Source organism: Rhodoferax sp. LS1R11 (assembly GCF_056521395.1).
On sequence record NZ_JBWMAW010000016.1, the window covers coordinates 25948 to 43579 of the forward strand.

The window sequence follows — 17632 nt, forward strand, 5'->3', positions numbered from 1 at the left end:
ACAAATAGCAAAAATTAACGCACCAGCAGCACGGGCACCTTGCATTGCGCCAGCACCTGCGTGGCGACCGAACCCATCACCAGGTTAACCAGGGTGCTGTGGCCATGGGAGCCCATGATCAGCATGTCGAACTTGCCGCTCTCGGCGAATTTGGCAATGGTTTCGCCCACGTGGCCGGCTTTCCAGCTGCTTTTGGCGTCTATGCCATGGCGCAGCAAAAACTTGGTCACGGGGGCCAGCACTTTTTCTGCCTCGTCCGAGTAGTAGGTTTCCACGATCTCTTTGCCCACGGCGGCCCGGGCACGCGGCGGCAGGGCCGGCTGAACCGTGAACACCGTGTACTCGTTACCGGCACTGAACAACTCAGCATGCGTGGTCAGGTAGGCCAGCATTTTCTTGGTGTAGGGACTGCCATCAACGGCGAGAAGAATCTTCATTTGGGGCTCCTCTTGTAAAGCCCCAGTGTAGTCAAGGGCGCCCATCGTCATTTGACCAATGTCAAGGAATGCCCGTTGGATCAACGGCGCAGGCGCTCAAACCTCAATACAACTCGCAGGCAGAAACTCGGCCTGTTCGTTTTTGCGGGCATAGCCCAGGGGGTTGGCCACCACGCGGCAGCCCTGCTTGATGTAATGGCTGGGCGCATGCAAGTGGCCATGCAGCCACAGCTGGGCCTTTGGCAGCAGGTGGTCCAGCGCATTGCAGAAGCCGGCCGTGCCGGGCACCAGGCCGTAACGGGGGTCGGCGCTCATGAGACTGGGGGCAAAGTGGGTTACCACGACCGTCTTGCCCTCAAACGGCTGCGCCAGGGCCTCGGTCAACCATTGCTGGCAGACCAGCGCCTGTTCCCGCACGGCTTCGGCCAGCAGGGGGAGCTGGTGGCGCGTGGTGTTGGTTTTTTTCAGGTAATAGTTGGCGGCACGAAACGCCTTGTCTCGCGCCTTGAGCTGTTGCGTCAGCAGGCTGGGCGCCGCGCTGTGGGGCGGCGGTGCACCTTCGGCCGGGGTGGGGCTGAGGGCGTCAAAGTCAGTCCAAAGCGTGGTGCCGACAAAACGCACCGGTGGATGTCCGGCCTGATGAGCGCGCGGCGGCCAGACGATGACCTCACGCTCCAGCCACTGTATGCCCAGACGCTCACAGGTGGCGCGCAGGCGGGTGTTGGCTTCGTCAAAGTCCATGCCGTCGTACTCGTGGTTGCCCGGCACAAACATCACCGGTGTGGGCCAGCCCAGCAAGGGCGAAAAGCGGGCCAGTCCAAAATCGTCGTCCAGAAGCAGGGAGCCGGGCTGGTACGAGCCAACGTCCCCGGCCAGTACCAGCAGGTCGGCGCCAGGGGCCGGGGTGGCTACCCAGTGGGGATGCACTTCAAGGTGCAGGTCGGAGAGCAGCTGAATTTTCATGGGCCGATTGTCCGCGCTCAGTGCGTGAACACCGTGTGGGCCAACGTGGCCAGCGTCTCGCGCAGCCAGGCATGGGCGCTGACCCGCTGCTCGCGGTGGTGCCAGACGGCATCCACATGCACGGGCGGAACGCCAAATGGCAGTTCCCGGTAGGTCAGCTGCTCGGCATACCCGGTGACGTTCACAAAATGCCGGGGCAATACCGTCAGCAGGTTGGAGCTGGCGACCACCTTGCCGGCCGTGAAGAACTGGTTCACCGTGAGGACAATCCGGCGCTCACGCCCCAGCAGCTTCAGTGACTCGTCGATGAATCCGAACGGACGCCCCGAAAAGCTCACCAGCAAATGCCGGGCTGCGCAGTACCGGTTCAGCGTGAACGGGCCTTTGGCCAGCGGGTGGTCGTGCCGCATCACACACACGTACTCGCCGCTGTACAGGCGCTGGTGGGTGAACGCCACGGCCTCACCCGCCTGGGCCTTGGCCGTCAGGTCGGCAAAGACGGCGGGAAAATACCCAATCGCCATGTCCACCGCTTCGGCGTCCAGCAGGCGGCGCGGGTCGCGGGTGGTGAGCGGGACCACCCGAATCGAGATGCCCGGGGCGTCCCGGTCCAGCACCTCGACCAGGCCAGGCATCAGCTTGGCGGCCGTGGCATCGGCCATGGCCAGCACAAAGGTCGTGGTGGCCGCGGACGGCTCGAAATGGCTGGGGGCCATGATGTCCTGTAACTGGCGAAGCGCCTCCCGCACGGCGGGCCACAGCTCCAGCGCACGTGGCGTGGGCACCATCTCCCGCCCGCTGCGCTTGATGAGTTCATCGCCCATCGCATCGCGAAAGCGTTGCAAGGCATTGCTGACGGCGGGTTGCGTGATGGCGAGCTTGTGGGCCGCGCGCGTGAGGCTGCGTTCGGACATCACTTCATCAAAAACCCGAAGCAGGTTGAGGTCCAGGGTACGGAAATTGGTGCTGTTCATGGTTATTCATCACTCTTGTGAATAGCAATGATCATAAATATAAATTAGGAAAATATCAGTATTAACCCTAATATTCACCCATGTCCTTGCCATTCTGGTGGGGTATTGAAGGAAGGAACCGACCATGACCAGCTTTATTCAACCCAGCTTTCCCAGCCAGCATCCGGGCGTTGCCCGTATTGAAGCGGCCGCAGGTGCGGTAAGCGCCATGCGTCGCGACCTCGACAGCACCCGTGGCCTCAGCGCCATGCTGCTCGCCGCCATGGTGTCCGCACTGGTGGTGGTCGCTGACCAATTGATCGATACCTGGGCTGACGGACATTTGCTCGCCGCCTGGGTTGCCTTGTGGGTGGTCGGGTTTGCCGCCGTGGCCATTTTTGCGGGGGCAGCCCGCCAGTTGGCCTCTACGACGGTCAAAGCGCTGGACAACTGGTCGCACCAAGTGGCCTTGAAGCGCGCGGACCAGCGCCTGTGGGCCACCGCCCAAGCCGATCCTCGCGTGATGGCCGACCTGAACGCCGCGTTGACACGCAGTCAGCGTTGAGCCGGTCGATCTGAGGGATACCCTGCGGCCTTCTGCCGCAACAAAGCAAAAAGCCACCTTCGGGTGGCTTTTTGCTGGATCAAAACCATCTCGACGACGCATTCATGAGTAAAAAACCACCCCGGTTTGTGACCGGGGCGGTTCAGGGTGGGGTGGCCGGGTAGGGCCACTCCCGCTTCAGTCTGGCTTCAGAGGGCCGCGAGGCGTTTCTCAATCTGGGCTTTGGTCTCTTCGAGTTCTTTGGGCAGGTGGTAAGCCAGCTGCTGGAACAAATCGGCGTGCAGTTTAAGTTCTTCGGTCCAGGCGGCTTTGTCAATGCTGGTCACGGTGTTGAACTGGGCCTGGCTGAAATCCAGTCCGGTCCAGGTGATTTCGTCATACGTGGGGCTCACGCCGAATAGCTGGTCCACGCCTGTGGCTTCGCCTTCAATGCGGTCGATCATCCACTTGAGTACGCGCATGTTGTCGCCGTAACCAGGCCAGACAAACTTGCCGTCGTCACCCTTGCGGAACCAGTTCACGCAGAAGATGCGTGGCAGGGTGTGACCGGTGGCTTCGAGCTTGTGCTCCATGTCCAGCCAATGCTGGAAGTAGTCGCTCATGTTGTAGCCACAGAAGGGCAGCATGGCGAACGGGTCGCGACGGACCACGCCCATTTGGCCGGCCGCTGCAGCGGTCGTCTCGGAGCCCATGGTGGCGGCCATGTAAACGCCTTCCATCCAGGTACGGGCTTCGGTCACCAGCGGCACGGTGGTGGAGCGGCGACCACCGAAGATGAAGGCGTCAATCGCCACACCCGCGGGGTTGTCCCACTCTGGGTCGAGCGCGGGGTTGTTGATGGCGGACACCGTGAAGCGGGCGTTGGGGTGGGCCGCCTTGGCGCCGGTTTCCTTGCCAATCGCAGGGGTCCAGTCCTGGCCTTGCCAGTCAATGGCGTGGGCCGGGGGCACGTCACTCATGCCTTCCCACCACACGTCGCCGTCGTCAGTCAGCGCGACGTTGGTGAAAATTACGTCGCGGTTCAGACTGGCCATGCAGTTGGGGTTGGTTAGCGTGTTGGTGCCGGGGGCCACGCCAAAGTAGCCAGCTTCGGGGTTGATGGCGTACATCTTGCCGTCGGCATGGGGCTTGATCCAGGCGATGTCATCACCAATGGTGGTCACGCTCCAGCCTTCAAAGCCCGCCGGTGGAATCAGCATGGCGAAATTGGTCTTGCCGCAGGCGCTGGGGAAGGCCGCTGCCACATGGTATTTCTTGCCCTTGGGCGAGGTTACGCCCAGGATCAGCATGTGTTCTGCGAGCCAGCCCTGGTCACGGCCCATGTTGGACGCAATGCGCAGCGCAAAACACTTCTTGCCGAGCAAGGCGTTGCCGCCGTAGCCGGAGCCATAAGACCAGATTTCGCGGGTTTCGGGGTAATGGACGATGTATTTGGTCTTGTTGCAAGGCCACTTCACATCGGCCTGGCCGGCTGCCAGAGGCGCTGCCACGGTGTGCATGCAGGGCACAAAGTCGCCATTCACGCCCAGCACGTCGTACACGGCCTTGCCCATGCGGGTCATGATTTTCTGGTTGACGGCGACATAAGCGCTGTCGGTCAACTCAATGCCGATATGCGAAATGTGCGAACCCAGCGGGCCCATGGAGAACGGCACCACATACATAGTGCGGCCTTTCATGCAGCCGTCAAACAGGGCTTTGGTGCCGTCGGCCTGACCTTGCTGCAAGAGCGCGCGCATGTCGGCGGGGGCCATCCAGTTGTTGGTGGGGCCGGCATTTTCTTTTTGCTCGGAGCAAATATAGGTGCGGTCTTCGACACGGGCCACGTCGGTGGGGTCGGAGCACGCCAGAAAACTGTTGGGCCGCTTGGCTTCGTTGAGCTTTTTGAACGTGCCAGAGTCCACCAGTTGTTGGCAAAGACGGGCGTATTCGTCGTCGGAGCCGTCACACCAATAAATGTTGGCGGGCTTGGTCAGTGCGGCCATGTCGGCCACCCAGGCGATCAATTTTGCGTTCTTGACAAAGCTTGGGGTGTTGAGGTTCAAGCCTTGCATGGCAGGTGAGTTCATGAAAATGCTCCAGAGATAAAAAATCGTTTTTTCAAAATGAACCAACCCGTTGAACGGGGGGCCTTGCGGTAGTCATTTTGAGAAAACGTTTTGTACAAACTGCCTCGCCGGGTCAGCGGGGAATGAACTTGAACGCAGCAAATGGCTGCTTCAACGGCATTGCTTGGGCGTGGGTAACGCCGGACTCACGATTTTAAGAACTTGACTGCCAGTTACCTGACAGTTACACGTAAAAGTCATGCAAAGCTTGCATGACTTTATGTTGTTTTTGACCATTCAACTCGTCGCTAAACAGGTCAAAGGCGTGCCAAGGGCTTGCGCAATACAGGACGGTGTCAGTGGGGGAGGGTGCCCGGCGCGCCATGGATGGGGCCGGGACTTGGCGGCTGCCGCGACGTGCAGCGCGCAGAAGGCTGGCTACAGATGAGCCAGCGCTTCGATAACCATAAAACAGGGGACGGCTGATCAGGCCATTGAAACGGCAATGAAAGCCAGCAAAAACATCAGCACGGCGCCCACGAGCGGCAAGACGAGTGGCATGGAAGACACAACAGCTTCTACAGCGTCAGGTTCGTTGCTGGGGGTGTGAGGTGTGGGGTTGGACATGATGATTCCTTTGGTTATTCAGATTCGCAATGGGTGAATTTTACCCATCCAGAGGCGATGGTTGATTTCAATCAGTGCTGGATAAGTAAAAAGGCTTCTCAACTCGTTGGCAGGAGCAGGCGCCACGGAGCGCCATGCCAGGCCAAGTTACGAGGTATGCCTTCAGGCGATCCGCGCCGTCAGCGTTTCGAGTCGGGCAGAGAGGTCCCGCACCGCTTCGGTCAGGGCCAGTAACTCCTGTTCTTTCATCAAGTCAATTTTTTGATGAAGCAGCTCAATTTCGAGCTCGGCTTTCACATTCACTTCGTAATCATTTTCCGCGTGTGTGCGGTCCAGCTCGGATTGCCGGTTCTGGCTCATCATGATGGCGGGTGCGGTGTAGGCGGCTTGGAATGACAACAGCAGGTTGAGCAAAATGAAGGGATAGGGATCCCACGCGCCGCGCCCGGTCAGGGCATTGCCGGTAATCCACAAGGCAATGGCCGTGCTTTGGAAAATGATGAAGCGCCATGACCCGATGGTGGAGGCCACGGCGTCCGCCAAGCGCTGTCCCCGCGTTGGGGGAGCAAAAGCAAAATGCTCCGGTGCTGCCGGTGGGCGGGGCGGATGTTTTTGCCGATGAGCCCGCCGGTGCGCACGCAGCAGCTTGAGTTGGCTCTGTTCCTCTGGCGCCAACGAAGCGCCTGGCTGGGTCTGGGTGGTGTGATTCATGCCTGCATTGTGTGCTTCAACCCGTCGTGTGCAATTGCCATTTCAGAGGCCTGGCCCAACGGTGCGGATCAACCGGGTCGCTGGTTGGTCGACGGGCGCTGCCACAGGTTGATGCCGCCGTCCACCGCATGCTGGTCGATGGCCGCCAGTTCTTCAGCCGAGAACTGCAGGTTTTGCATGGCGCTGACCAATTCGGTAATCTGCTCAGGTCGGCTGGCCCCGATCAGGGCCGAGGTAACGCGCGCATCGCGCAAGACCCAGGCGGTGGCCATTTGGGCCAGGCTTTGACCGCGCGCCAGAGCAATCTCGTTGAGGGCGCGGACATGTTTGATGTTCTGCTCACTGAGATGTTCCGCCTTCATGGAGCCGCCGCCGGGGCGGTTGATGCGGGCGTCGGCAGGAATGCCATGGAGGTATTTGTTGGTGAGCAGGCCCTGGGCCAGCGCGCTAAAGGCGATGCAGCCCATGCCGGTGTCGCCGAGTGCGTCGAGCAGATCTTCTTCAATCCAACGGTTCATCAGGCTGTAGGACGGCTGGTGAATGAGCGGCGCGACGCCCATGGAACGCAAAATGGAGGCCGCTTCGCGGGTCTTCTCTGCCGAGTAACTGCTGATGCCAACATAAAGCGCCTTGCCCTGCTGAACCGCGCTGGCCAGTGCCCCCATGGTTTCTTCAAGCGGTGTGTCCGGATCAAAGCGGTGAGAGTAAAAAATGTCTACGTAGTCCAGGCCCATGCGCTTGAGGCTTTGGTCCAGACTGGCCAGCACGTATTTGCGGGAGCCGCCGCCTTGGCCGTAGGGGCCGGGCCACATGTCCCAGCCAGCCTTGCTTGAAATAATAAGCTCATCGCGATACGGTTTGAAATCACGACGCAGGTGTTCGCCAAAATTGATCTCAGCACTGCCGTAAGGCGGGCCATAGTTGTTGGCCAGGTCGAAGTGGGTGATGCCTGAATCAAAAGCAGTACGAAGCATGTCGCGCTGTGTCTGGAAGGGCGTGGCGTCACCAAAGTTATGCCACAGGCCTAAGGACACCGCCGGTAGTTTCAGCCCGCTTCGCCCGCAAACGCGGTAAGGCATGGTGTCGTAGCGGGTCGTTTGGGCGCTGTAGTTCATGGGGTCTCTCTCTATGTGGGCAGACCGGTGGCAACAAGCCGCCGATTTTTAGCTGAGAAACATTATCTGCCCGCGCCGCTTTACGCTGCGCGGGCAAGGGCATTGACAGAGCCAATGGTGTCAGGCCGATCCCCAAGGCACGTTGTAGCTCGCAAATATTTTTGAAAGACGGTCATCTTTGGCCATGGTGTTGATGGCCGACTGCAACGCGCGAGCCAGGTCGGTCGAGTTCTTTTTGACGGCCATCCCGACTGCCCAGCCATTGCGGGGTGCGCGAGGCATGGGCAAGGGAATGACCTTGTACTGCTTGTTGCCCTTCAGCACACTGTGAAGTTCGGACGCATCGCCTGCAGCCACAGCCACATCGCCTGCCAACAGGAGGCTGGCGGCTTCGGTCCCGTTGTCCATGCGAGTCATCAGCTGGTCACGGTAAGCGCCACCGTCGGCGCCCAGCAGCAGCCAGCCCGCAAGCGTCTGCCCTGCCACCGCCACTTTTTGGCCTTTCAGGTCCGCCAGGGTGTCGAGTTGGGGAACACGACTCACGTCATAAGCCATTGCGACCGTTTCACGGTAGTAAGGCGCGAAGATCAGAACCTGCTTCTGGCTGTCCATGAGTGGCTTGTCCACCGGCACATGCAACAAAACGTCAGCCGGCCCGAAACCCAGGTAGTGACCTTTCCAGACCATGTTACGGATGTCGTCCTGCATGTTTTCGCCAGCCGAGAACGGCAGCAGGTTGAGCTTCACCCCCAGTTCGCTGGCCAACTGTTCCGCAATCAGCACATCAATGCCTGCACCATCGACGCTGAAGGGGGGCATGGCCTTGTAGACCGCCACAATGAGGCTGCCCCGCGCCTTGATGCGGGCGAGGGCGTTGGGTTCCTCTTGCGCCCATGCGGCGCTTGCGAGACCGCCCAGCGGCAACAGGGTGGCCCCTTGCAGCAAACGGCGGCGTGTCACCGCGTTCAACCTGGTTTCAAGTGTCATGCCAATTCCTTTTTGAAATCAAGTGTCATAGAGGTGAAACGATTGTGCAGTCAATTTACTTGGCGGCAACCAAGGGTTTTTCCCGGCGGGTTTCCAGGTAGCTTTTGAGCGCCCAAACGGCTTCCTGGTTCAGGATTCCTTCAAACGGAGGCATGTACACGGCACCGTTGCGTGTCAGGCCACGACGGACCCGGCCCACAAAATATTCGTCGGTTGACTGCAGGCACATCGCCTGTTTTTTGGCATCTTTCAAATTGACGCATTCGTTGTCCATCTTGCGAAGGTCGGGTGCTACACCGCCGGAGATGGCTTCCAGCCCGTGGCACCGTGCGCAATTCTGGCCGTACGCAGCCGAGCCTATCTTGACGGCGGCCGCGTTGCCACGGTAAGGGTTGTCAACTTTCCAGTCGGTGCCGAGTTTAGGCAGCGTGGAGGTATCAACCGACTGGGGCGTGACATCGCCGTGGGCGAACACCACAGAGGAAACAGACAGAGCAAGTGCTGCAATTGCGCTCAAGCCAAGCAAGCGGAAGAGAGAGGAGTTTTTCATGATTTCGAACCATTGGAGTTAGTGAACTCGTTTAAACCAGCAACTACTATGCCAACCCCTGGGCCTTGCCAAAAGGGTGTAAGGTAAGTAGATTCCAAACATGCGTACACTCCCGTCGCGATGGGCTACAGCCCGTGTTGAAGCGGGTTGACGAACTTGGGCTGACCTGATCGGGCCGCCGGGTTGATCCAATTCGCTACAGGTTGAGACAACTGATAGACAAATAAATACGGGAATACCCGAACAGGAGACAAGTACATGTCCGCGCAATATGAAGAGGCGTCATTTGACAGCCTGTCCATGCCTTTGGCATATCGGGGGCATGCCGTTGATGCGCGGCCAATGACACCGAATCCGTTCATCATCGAGTCACACGCCCGCTGCGAATACCTGGGTCTCAAGACCTATGAGCCTTGTGATTTTTCAGCCCAGATGCATGCCGACTTTCGCATCACGCTTGAACGCAATGCCAGGCTGATTGCGCAGGCCACCTCGGTGGTGGAGATGTTGGGAAAATGTGTGGGTGACTTTGGCAGCATGATTGTCCTGACCGATGGCAACGGAACGGTTCTGCGCACGCGCTGCCAAAGCACCTTTATCGAGTATGCGGAAAAAGTGGCGTTGCGCCCCGGTGTGAGTTGGGCGGAGTCTTCCAAAGGTACCAACGCGGTGGGTACCGCGCTGGTCCTGGAAACAGACATTTATGTGCATGGCAATGAGCACTACATGCAGTCCAATCATTTTCTCTCGTGCGCCGCGTCACCCATCATGGATCACTCCGGCAATGTCATTGGGGTGCTTGATGTTTCCGGCGATAAACGCTCATTTCATCCCCACACCATGGCACTGGTGGAGATGTGCGCGCGCACGATCGAGAGTCATTGGTTTCGAGACAAGTTTCGCCAGTCCCTGCAATTGCACTTTCACGCGGCGGCAGATCTGATCGGCACGCCTGAAGAGGGCATCATCGCTTTTTCGGAAGACGGGAAAGTACTGGGAACCAACAGGGCTGGTCTGCGCCTGCTCGATGTCAGTGCCTCAGCCTTGCGAATCCAGGGCATGCGCACGCTGTTCGGTTTGGCTTTTGGGGATTTGATGGACAAGCTCCGGCTGGCGTCGTTTGCGCCGATGAAGATGCACCTGTCAAATGGTGCAGAAATATTCGTTCGCGTGAGCTGGGGTGAGACCGCGATGGCCTTGAGCACGGTCAACACCAACTTCACCACGGCGCAAGCATCGTCGACCTCAGTCGTACCTGCTGTGCCCTCACAGAACGCCATGCAAACAGGCAAGCGTGTGCCTCATCAACTCGATGAGCTTGACTTCGGCGATGCCCATGTGCGTTCGGTGATTCACAAGGTTCGGCATGTCATTGACAAGGATATTCCCATTCTGATCCTGGGTGAAACCGGAACGGGTAAAGAGCTTTTGGCCAATGCAGTTCATCAGTTCAGTCAGCGCCGGGATCGCCCCTTTGTTGCGATCAATTGCGCGTCGATACCGGAGGCCCTGATTGAGTCGGAGCTGTTTGGCTATGAAGAAGGTGCGTTCACCGGCGCCAAGCGCAAGGGTGCGGCAGGCAAGCTCCTGCAGGCCAATGGCGGTACACTTTTCCTTGATGAAATTGGAGATATGCCGTTGTCGTTGCAGGCTCGCCTGTTGCGCGTTTTGCAAGAGCGCAAGGTGGTTCCGCTGGGGGGGCACCGGCCCATCGATATTGACGTGAACCTCATCAGTGCAACTCACCGGAACCTGCGGGAGTTGATTGATCAGCGTGCTTTTCGGGACGATCTTTACTACCGCATCAATGGCATTTCAGTGAAGCTGCCGCGTCTGCGAGACCGGACCGATCTGGCCGCACTGGCACAAAAGATTCTGCGTGAGCATTCGCCAAACCGACCGCTGTCGATTCAGCCAACGCTGCTTGAGGCCTTCTTGCGTTACCCGTGGCCTGGCAACTTGCGTCAACTCAACAGCGTGCTGAAGACCGCCGCCATCATGGCCAGTGAGAGCAACGAAATCACAGCGGCGCACCTGTCCGACGATTTTCTCGATGAGTTGTCGATGCCCTTGTCCGTCAGCGCGTCCACGCTGCAGGCTGCGCCACCGGCAAGCGATGCCTCTCTCCATTCGGCCAGACCTGCGAACATGGCCGCAGATTCAGGGGATCGATGGCGGGTGCAAGATGCATCGGTGCCTGTCTCGTCGGTGTTCGACAATCTGGAGCAAGTGGAGTTCATGACCATTCGGCGAGCATTGGACACTTGCGCGGGCAATGTTTCCCGAGCAGCAAAGTTGTTAAACATCAGCCGCAACACCATTTACCGGAAATTGAAAAGTCAGGATTGACGTTCCCGGTATTTGTCCGCTAACGGCGGCTGGATGGGTCGCCGTTAAAACTGTTGTTCTCGAACTGTTGCCACGCACGTTGGACATTGAGTCGATCACGCAGTCGTCCTTCCGGCCCGGTCGCATCCCATTCAGCTGCAGTCAATCCCGACGCCATGCCTGGCTGACTTTCTCCCCTGTCCCAGAGCTCTTGCAGGGACCTCAGCAAACGCTGCCAGTACCGACGGTCTTTTTCAATCAATGAGTCATTGGCCGCCGGGCCCTGTTCCGGCACCACTGTCTTTGGGTTTAGCGCCGTCAATTGGTCAAGTATGCGTTGCAGGTGTGTTACTTCGGCTTCCCGCAAGTCCGGTACCAGGTCGCGGCCCCAGATGACACCGGGCAATATCCAGACGTTACTGGCGCGATGGTGAAGCAGCGCGACCGCCTGTCCGGGCTGAACTTGTACAGGCATCACATTGAATGGCCCCAGCAGAGGACCCTCTATCAACTGGTTGGGTAAGGCCACCTGATTGACCAGAGGCTGTCGCGCCTCGAGCGCTGCCTCCAGTCGCTTGACGCAGCGCTCGCAGCGTTCCCCCATGGCCGCTTGCACCTCAGGCAGCGCCCAATGGCGAACCACTTCCAAACCGGCGGCGCCGAGCACGCTTTCAGGCTGAGCCCTCGGACTGATCACGTCGGTTATTTCATGGCCCAAGTCTCGTCTGACACTGCATGCCAAGGCGCGACCTGTTTCAGCATCAGGCCCGCTTCCCACCAGCCAACCCCGCTCGGTGTTCTCCGATGGATCAACAACGAACACCACGTTGCTGACGTGGCCCCGATTGAGCGGCGTGCTCAAGGCGTCCGATGCGCCCTGGTTCAGCCAGATGTTTTCCCCAACCCTTTGCCACCGGGAAAGTAGCGGATTTTCAACGGGTGCGGACTCGCAATTCAACGGGTCATTGCCTTGCGTCGTGTTGTTCAGAGAAGCACACCCGCCAAGAAGCAGGGTGGCCAGGGCTACCCATGCCCTGCTCATGGCGCAGTCGGCGTGGCACCGGTTGCGCTCCGGGATTGCCCTATTGGTCGAGGAGGATGCCGGGTCAATAATGACTTGGGATGCTGCATGGGTTGAATACCTGTTGGCATGAATTGTGCAGATTTAGCTGGCAATAAGAAAATGAATTTAAACAGAACCATGTGCTCCAAATCGCGACATACCCTATGCGGGTTTATACCCGTCTGAACCATGCTGTCTATCAAGAACATCAGCAAACGGTATGGATCGCAAGTTGCGTTAAATGAACTCAGCATCGACGTGCAGCCCGGTCAGTTCTGTGTGTTGCTCGGTCCCAATGGAGCAGGCAAATCGACGCTATTCCAAATTCTGACCGGGTTATTTTCACCCGATGCCGGTGATATCGAGTTGTTTGGCGTTTCTCTTCGCCATCAGCCTCAAAAAGTGCTTGCACGCATTGGCGTTGTCTTTCAGCAGCAGGCGCTGGACATGGATTTGTCGGTCAAGCGCAACCTGAAGTTTCACGCCCAGCTCCACGGACTGCGTTGGCACGATGTGCAAGACCAAGCGCGGGCCCTGTTGGGTCAATTGGGGTTGCCTGATGATCCGGACCGCACCGTACGGGAGCTCTCCGGCGGTAATCGCCGCAAGGTTGAGCTTGCGCGGGCCTTGCTGCATGGCCCGTCGCTCATTTTGATGGATGAGCCCACGGTCGGACTCGATCCCAAGTCTCGTCGTGATTTGCTTCAGGCCGTGAAAACCCAGGTGAGCGAGCATCAATGCATGGTGTTGTGGGCCACTCACCTGGTTGATGAGGCCGAGCAGGCTGACCGCGTCCTGGTACTGAACCACGGCCACCTGATGGCCTCGGGTTCACCGGTCGAAGTCCGGCAGCAACTCGGCGCGGCCACGCTGGAGCAAGGATTTATTCAAATGACCCAATCCCCCCGATCAAAGGAATATGCATGACGCCCTCCCCACGAGTCTTTTCGGTCCTGTTGCTCTCATTGAGCTTCTTCGTTATGGCTCCGGCGCATGCGCAAAGTGTGGCGTGGGTGTCCAGCGAAAAAGACAATGCCATTACCTTGGTGGATCTGGTACAGGGCAAGGTCACCGGCACGGTACCCACCTGCAAGCGTCCGCGGCACATGCAGCTGAGTGCCGACCGCAAACAGATGCTGGTCGCCTGCAGTGACTCCAATGCGGCCGATGTGATTGACCTGGCAACGCGCAAGTCGGTACGCCGGGTCCCCTTGGGAGATGCGCCTGAAATTTTTGACATGTCCACAGACGGGAAAACATTTTTTGTATCCAACGAAGACGATGCTGAATTGACCTTTGTTGACGCGGAGACGGGCAAGAAAACTGCCCAGATCAAGGTCGGCAAGGAGCCTGAGGGCGTGAAAGTGTCACCGGATGGCAAGACCGTGTTTGTCACCTCTGAAGTCGCCAGCATGGTTCATGTGATCGATATTGCCAGTCAAACCATCAAGAAAAATGTCACCGTCGGCAAACGGCCGCGGCGCTTTGCGATCACACCCGATGGTCGGGAGTTGTGGGTCACGAACGAATTAGGCGCGAGCGTGAGCGTGATTTCGATGAAGGATTACAGCGTTTTGGCGACGATCCCGCTGAAGCTGAAAGGCGCGCGGTCGACCGACATCACGCCGGTCGGCCTGATCATGACCCGTGACGGCAAGCGAGCCTACGTGACGATGGGGCGAGCCAACCATGTGGCCTTTGTGGATGTGGCAACCCGTCAGATGACCGACCAGGTATTGGTCGGCAAACGCCCCTGGAGTCTCGCACTCAGTCAGGACGAAGCCAAACTTTTTGTCGTCAACGGACTGTCGGATGACATGACGGTGATTGACACCGTCAAGGCCAAAGCTTTGGTCAGTGTGCCAGTGGGGCGCGTGCCCCATACGGTCGTGCTGACCAATTGATGGACCGGATGACCTCACTGATGAGCAAAAATTTCTCTCGGCGTGTGCGGCGGCTGAGCGTGTTGGCGTTCGGTGGCCTGGTCTGCGTGCTGGTGCAAGCGGCCAGTTGGAATGTGACCCTCCTGGAAGACGCCAACGCGCCCGATCTCGAAAAACCGCGCCTAGACCGCGCCTATCTCGGACATGCAGGCGGCTCGGCGGTCGATGGCTGGAGCCAGGCGATTGAGGACGCTCGTTTTGAGCTGGAAGCGGCACGTACGCAGATCAATTGGAAAACCCTGCCGGTCTCCACGCTGGAGGCTGCACGCACCGCAGCGCAGCAGGCAGAAAAAGCCGGGCAGCATGCACTGGTGGTGAATCTGCCCGCCAGCTGGGTGGCCGCATTGGCAGCAGCAGTCAAAATGCCGGTCATCAATGTCGGGGCGGGCGCTGACAGTTTGCGCGAAGCCCAATGCCAGCGCAATCTCCTGCACACCCTGGCCAGCGACCGCATGCGCTCCGACGCCTTGGCACAGGCGCTGGTGTCACGCAAATGGCTGCAAGTGCTGTTGCTGAAAGGTCCCTCCGCCGAGGACCGCGTGCGTTCTGCCACGGCCCAGGCCAGTTTGCGTCGTTATGGTCTCAAGGTGGTGGCTGAGAGGCCTTTCAAAATATCAGCCGATCCTCGTGAACGTGATCTGGCCAACACGAAGTTGCTCAGTAGTGGTGTCAGCTATGACGTCGTCTGGGTCGTCGACGGCGATGGCGAGTTCGCCCGTGCCTTGCCCTACAACATCCAGGCAGCCCGGCCCGTGGTTGGCGATGCCGGCCTGCTCGCTTTGGGCTGGCACGCGCAATACGAGCGTTATGGCGCTCCACAGGTATCCCGGCGTTTTGCCAAAACCTATAAACGGGCCATGACCCAGCAGGATTGGTCCAGTTGGATGGCGGGCAAAGCCGTCAGCCTGGCAGCCGGTAGTTTGACCAAGGTGGCTGCTGCCGATCTTCTGACTGGTTTGAACCTGTTGAGCCTGGATGGTTCCAAAGGAGTACCCATGCAGTTTCGTCCCTGGGATGGTCAGTTGCAGCAAACCATGCTGCTCACGGATGGACAAGGGGTCATCGGCACGGCGCCTGTCGAGGGCATTCTTCACCCCCGCAACACGCTGGACACACTGGGCGCTGACAGCAATGAAAAACGCTGCCCCAATCGCTCATGACGACATCTCCTTCATCGCACAGCTCGCGTCCGCTTCCCGTGACCGGTTGGCGCCATGCCTTGCTCGCCCTGCAGGCTATTGTCGGGCGCGAACTGTTCAAGTTTTCGCGTCAGTACGGTCGCTTGCTGTCGGCGCTGGTTCGGCCCTTGTTATGGCTGGTGGTGTTTGCCGCGGGTTTCCGGAACGTCTTTGGCGTGTCCGTGGTCGACCCGTATGACACCTATATCACGTACGACGAGTACATCGCGCCGGGTCTGATCGGCATGGTTCTGCTCTTCAATGGCATGCAGTCCTCGCTGGCCATGGTCTATGACCGTGAGATGGGCCTCATGCGCCTCTTGTTGACGGCGCCACTGCCTCGCTGGTGGGTGCTGGCCTGCAAGCTGTTGGCTACCACCGTGCTTTCGCTGATTCAGGTGATCGTGTTCCTGGCGGTTGCCGCTCTGCTGGGCACACAACTGCCATTGCTGGGTTGGCAGCTGGGGCATTTTTTGTTGGCTTTGCTGTGTGCTGCCTTGATGCTTGGCTCCATTGGTCTGCTGCTGAGTGTTCACATTCGCCAACTCGAGAATTTTGCCGGCACGATGAACTTTGTGATTTTCCCGATGTACTTCATTTCTACCGCCTTGTACCCTTTGTGGAAGCTCCAGGAGTCAGGCGCTGAGTGGGTGTACCGGTTGGCGAGTTGGAACCCCTTCAGTTTCGCCGTGGAGTGGATGCGGTTTGCCCTGTACGGAAAAGACCCGGGCCTGGCGCCCTGGGTGGTCATGGGGACGCTGGCCGTTTGTTTTGGTTTGGCCTGTTGGGGTTATGACCCGCAGCGTGGCTTTGGTGCCTTGGCCAAGCGTGGGCCGGGAGGTGCGGGATGATGACGTGGTTGACGGCCGCCCGCTGGCGAGGGGTGTCAACCACCGTCCTGAGTCGCAAGACCGAGATTGAGCCCCTGTGGTTTGAATGGCTGGCCCTGTCCGGCCTGCTGGTCTTTGGTACCTGGCTCATGGGTGTGCGGGGCGTCTGGGCGTTGCTGCTAACCTCGGATCCGACCGGCCTCACGCTGGTCATCATCGTGGTGTTTTTGCTCTCCACACTTTGGTCGGGCAGTCGGTCACGCGAGTTGGTTCAACAGCGTCAGTGGCTGGCCCGTGCACGCACGGGTGTCGCCCTGCCGGATGTGCCAGGCTGGGTGGGTGAATACCTGCGCGCCATTGCCGCCGCGCCTCCGGATACCCACACCCCGCTGGACTTGCTTCTGGAGAACACCCATGGCCCGCACCAGACGGCATGGTGGGTCAATGGCATCCAGCTCAAACTAGGTTTACTGGGCAAGGTGATCGGATTCTCTGTGTTGGCCCTGCACATCGGACAGCTTCAAAATTTTGATCCAACCCAGTCTCAGGACCTGCTCAAGAGCCTGACCTCCGGTCTGGGCATTGCGCTGCTCACCACGATGGTGGGACTGGTGGGGAATATTCTGCTGGGTATCCAGCTCACCCGGCTGGACCGTTTTGCGGACACGTTGGTGGCTGATTGCCAGCGTGAGGGGTTGCGCCGTTTTTCGCAAACTGCCTGAGCCGACATGCCGAGCCGCCGCCACACGCGTGAACCGGAGGTGGATCCCTTCTATGACATGTTGTTCAACATGCTGATTGCCTTCGTGTTTTGTTTCATCATTGCCCTGCTGGCGATGAACCCGAAGGCCTTGAAAGCGGGGGATATTCCGGCCAAAGCCGAATTCATGATCACCGTCTCCTGGCCCGACATGAACCCCAACGACATCGACACCTGGGTCGAGGACCCTTCTGGTCGCGTGGTGTGGTTTCGCAATCGCGAAGCCGGGCTGATGCACCTGGACCGTGACGACCGCGGCTTGACTAACGACAGCATTGTGGTCAACGGCAAGCAAGTGACCAATCCCTTGAACCAGGAGGTGGTGGCCTTGCGTGGTATTGCCCCTGGCGAGTACACCGTCAACGCGAGTTACTACGAATCCAAGGATGGCAAACCGGTCGAGGTGAGCGTCTCGGTGGTCAAGGTCAATCCCCGCGCTGAAGTGGTCTATTACGGCCAGGTCATGTTGTCCCGCAAGGGCGACGAGGCCACGGCCTGCCGCTTCACCGTCTTGCCTGACGGCACGGTAGGCAATATCAATACGCTGCCCAAGACCCTCGTTGAAAGGATTTGA

Annotated in this window: 18 protein-coding genes; 8 read left to right on the forward strand and 10 right to left on the reverse strand. The window is 59.0% G+C overall.

Annotated elements, in window-relative coordinates:
* Positions 1-14 precede the first annotated feature (14 nt).
* From AC097N_RS17005 to AC097N_RS17015, 3 genes are all read right to left on the reverse strand, one after another.
* Positions 15-437 carry a universal stress protein gene (locus AC097N_RS17005; RefSeq protein ID WP_479583139.1) on the reverse strand — a complete coding sequence of 141 codons (423 nt, stop codon included), beginning with the start codon at positions 435-437 and terminating at the stop codon, positions 15-17.
* A gap of 96 nt (positions 438-533) precedes the next feature.
* Positions 534-1400 carry a metallophosphoesterase gene (locus tag AC097N_RS17010; protein WP_479583141.1) on the reverse strand — a complete coding sequence of 289 codons (867 nt, stop codon included), beginning with the start codon at positions 1398-1400 and terminating at the stop codon, positions 534-536.
* Positions 1401-1417: 17 nt separating this feature from the next.
* Positions 1418-2374, reverse strand: coding sequence for a LysR family transcriptional regulator (locus tag AC097N_RS17015; RefSeq protein ID WP_479583143.1), 957 nt, complete (start codon positions 2372-2374; stop codon positions 1418-1420).
* A 124-nt stretch (positions 2375-2498) separates the two neighbouring features.
* On the opposite strand from AC097N_RS17015, the gene AC097N_RS17020 reads away from it, so the two are divergent.
* Positions 2499-2918 (forward strand): hypothetical protein, encoded by a 420-nt coding sequence (locus AC097N_RS17020; RefSeq protein WP_479583145.1) that lies wholly within the window; start codon positions 2499-2501, stop codon positions 2916-2918.
* 188 nt (positions 2919-3106) lie between these two features.
* Here the strand turns inward: AC097N_RS17020 and AC097N_RS17025 are convergent, their stop codons facing one another.
* From AC097N_RS17025 to pedF, 6 genes are all read right to left on the reverse strand, one after another.
* Positions 3107-4987 carry a phosphoenolpyruvate carboxykinase (GTP) gene (locus tag AC097N_RS17025; protein WP_479583147.1) on the reverse strand — a complete coding sequence of 627 codons (1881 nt, stop codon included), beginning with the start codon at positions 4985-4987 and terminating at the stop codon, positions 3107-3109.
* 465 nt (positions 4988-5452) lie between these two features.
* Positions 5453-5593, reverse strand: coding sequence for a hypothetical protein (locus tag AC097N_RS17030; protein WP_479583149.1), 141 nt, complete (start codon positions 5591-5593; stop codon positions 5453-5455).
* Positions 5594-5755: 162 nt separating this feature from the next.
* The gene (locus AC097N_RS17035) at positions 5756-6304 is read right to left on the reverse strand and encodes a DUF1003 domain-containing protein (RefSeq protein WP_479583151.1); all 549 of its coding nucleotides are present in this window, start codon (positions 6302-6304) and stop codon (positions 5756-5758) included.
* 68 nt (positions 6305-6372) lie between these two features.
* Positions 6373-7419, reverse strand: a complete 1047-nt coding sequence (gene mgrA / locus AC097N_RS17040) for an L-glyceraldehyde 3-phosphate reductase (protein ID WP_479583153.1) — start codon at positions 7417-7419, stop codon at positions 6373-6375.
* 120 nt (positions 7420-7539) lie between these two features.
* Positions 7540-8406: a substrate-binding periplasmic protein gene (locus AC097N_RS17045; protein WP_479583155.1), complete on the reverse strand. Its 867-nt coding sequence runs from the start codon at positions 8404-8406 to the stop codon at positions 7540-7542.
* A 55-nt stretch (positions 8407-8461) separates the two neighbouring features.
* A complete protein-coding gene (pedF, locus tag AC097N_RS17050) occupies positions 8462-8956 on the reverse strand; it encodes a cytochrome c-550 PedF (RefSeq protein WP_479583157.1) in 495 nt (164 codons plus the stop codon).
* Positions 8957-9214: 258 nt separating this feature from the next.
* Between pedF and AC097N_RS17055 the strand changes: the two genes are divergently transcribed.
* Positions 9215-11305 (forward strand): sigma-54-dependent Fis family transcriptional regulator, encoded by a 2091-nt coding sequence (locus AC097N_RS17055; RefSeq protein ID WP_479583159.1) that lies wholly within the window; start codon positions 9215-9217, stop codon positions 11303-11305.
* A gap of 19 nt (positions 11306-11324) precedes the next feature.
* Here the strand turns inward: AC097N_RS17055 and AC097N_RS17060 are convergent, their stop codons facing one another.
* Positions 11325-12326: an MBL fold metallo-hydrolase gene (locus AC097N_RS17060; protein ID WP_479583161.1), complete on the reverse strand. Its 1002-nt coding sequence runs from the start codon at positions 12324-12326 to the stop codon at positions 11325-11327.
* A gap of 210 nt (positions 12327-12536) precedes the next feature.
* Between AC097N_RS17060 and AC097N_RS17065 the strand changes: the two genes are divergently transcribed.
* From AC097N_RS17065 to AC097N_RS17090, 6 genes are read left to right on the forward strand one after another with little or no spacing between them, the layout of a single operon-like run.
* A complete protein-coding gene (locus AC097N_RS17065) occupies positions 12537-13274 on the forward strand; it encodes an ABC transporter ATP-binding protein (RefSeq protein ID WP_479583163.1) in 738 nt (245 codons plus the stop codon).
* Complete coding sequence (locus AC097N_RS17070) at positions 13271-14251, forward strand: PQQ-dependent catabolism-associated beta-propeller protein (RefSeq protein WP_479583165.1); 981 nt, start codon at positions 13271-13273, stop codon at positions 14249-14251. Before AC097N_RS17065 ends, AC097N_RS17070 begins: the two co-directional genes overlap by 4 nt.
* Before the next feature lie 20 nt (positions 14252-14271).
* Entirely contained in the window at positions 14272-15450 is a 1179-nt protein-coding gene (locus AC097N_RS17075) for a type 1 periplasmic-binding domain-containing protein (RefSeq protein ID WP_479583167.1), read from the forward strand.
* Positions 15447-16319 carry an ABC transporter permease gene (locus AC097N_RS17080; protein ID WP_479583169.1) on the forward strand — a complete coding sequence of 291 codons (873 nt, stop codon included), beginning with the start codon at positions 15447-15449 and terminating at the stop codon, positions 16317-16319. The genes AC097N_RS17075 and AC097N_RS17080 overlap by 4 nt, the downstream gene beginning before the upstream one ends.
* Positions 16316-17020 carry a hypothetical protein gene (locus AC097N_RS17085; protein ID WP_479583171.1) on the forward strand — a complete coding sequence of 235 codons (705 nt, stop codon included), beginning with the start codon at positions 16316-16318 and terminating at the stop codon, positions 17018-17020. Before AC097N_RS17080 ends, AC097N_RS17085 begins: the two co-directional genes overlap by 4 nt.
* A gap of 6 nt (positions 17021-17026) precedes the next feature.
* The gene (locus AC097N_RS17090; RefSeq protein WP_479583173.1) at positions 17027-17632 is read left to right on the forward strand and encodes a hypothetical protein; all 606 of its coding nucleotides are present in this window, start codon (positions 17027-17029) and stop codon (positions 17630-17632) included.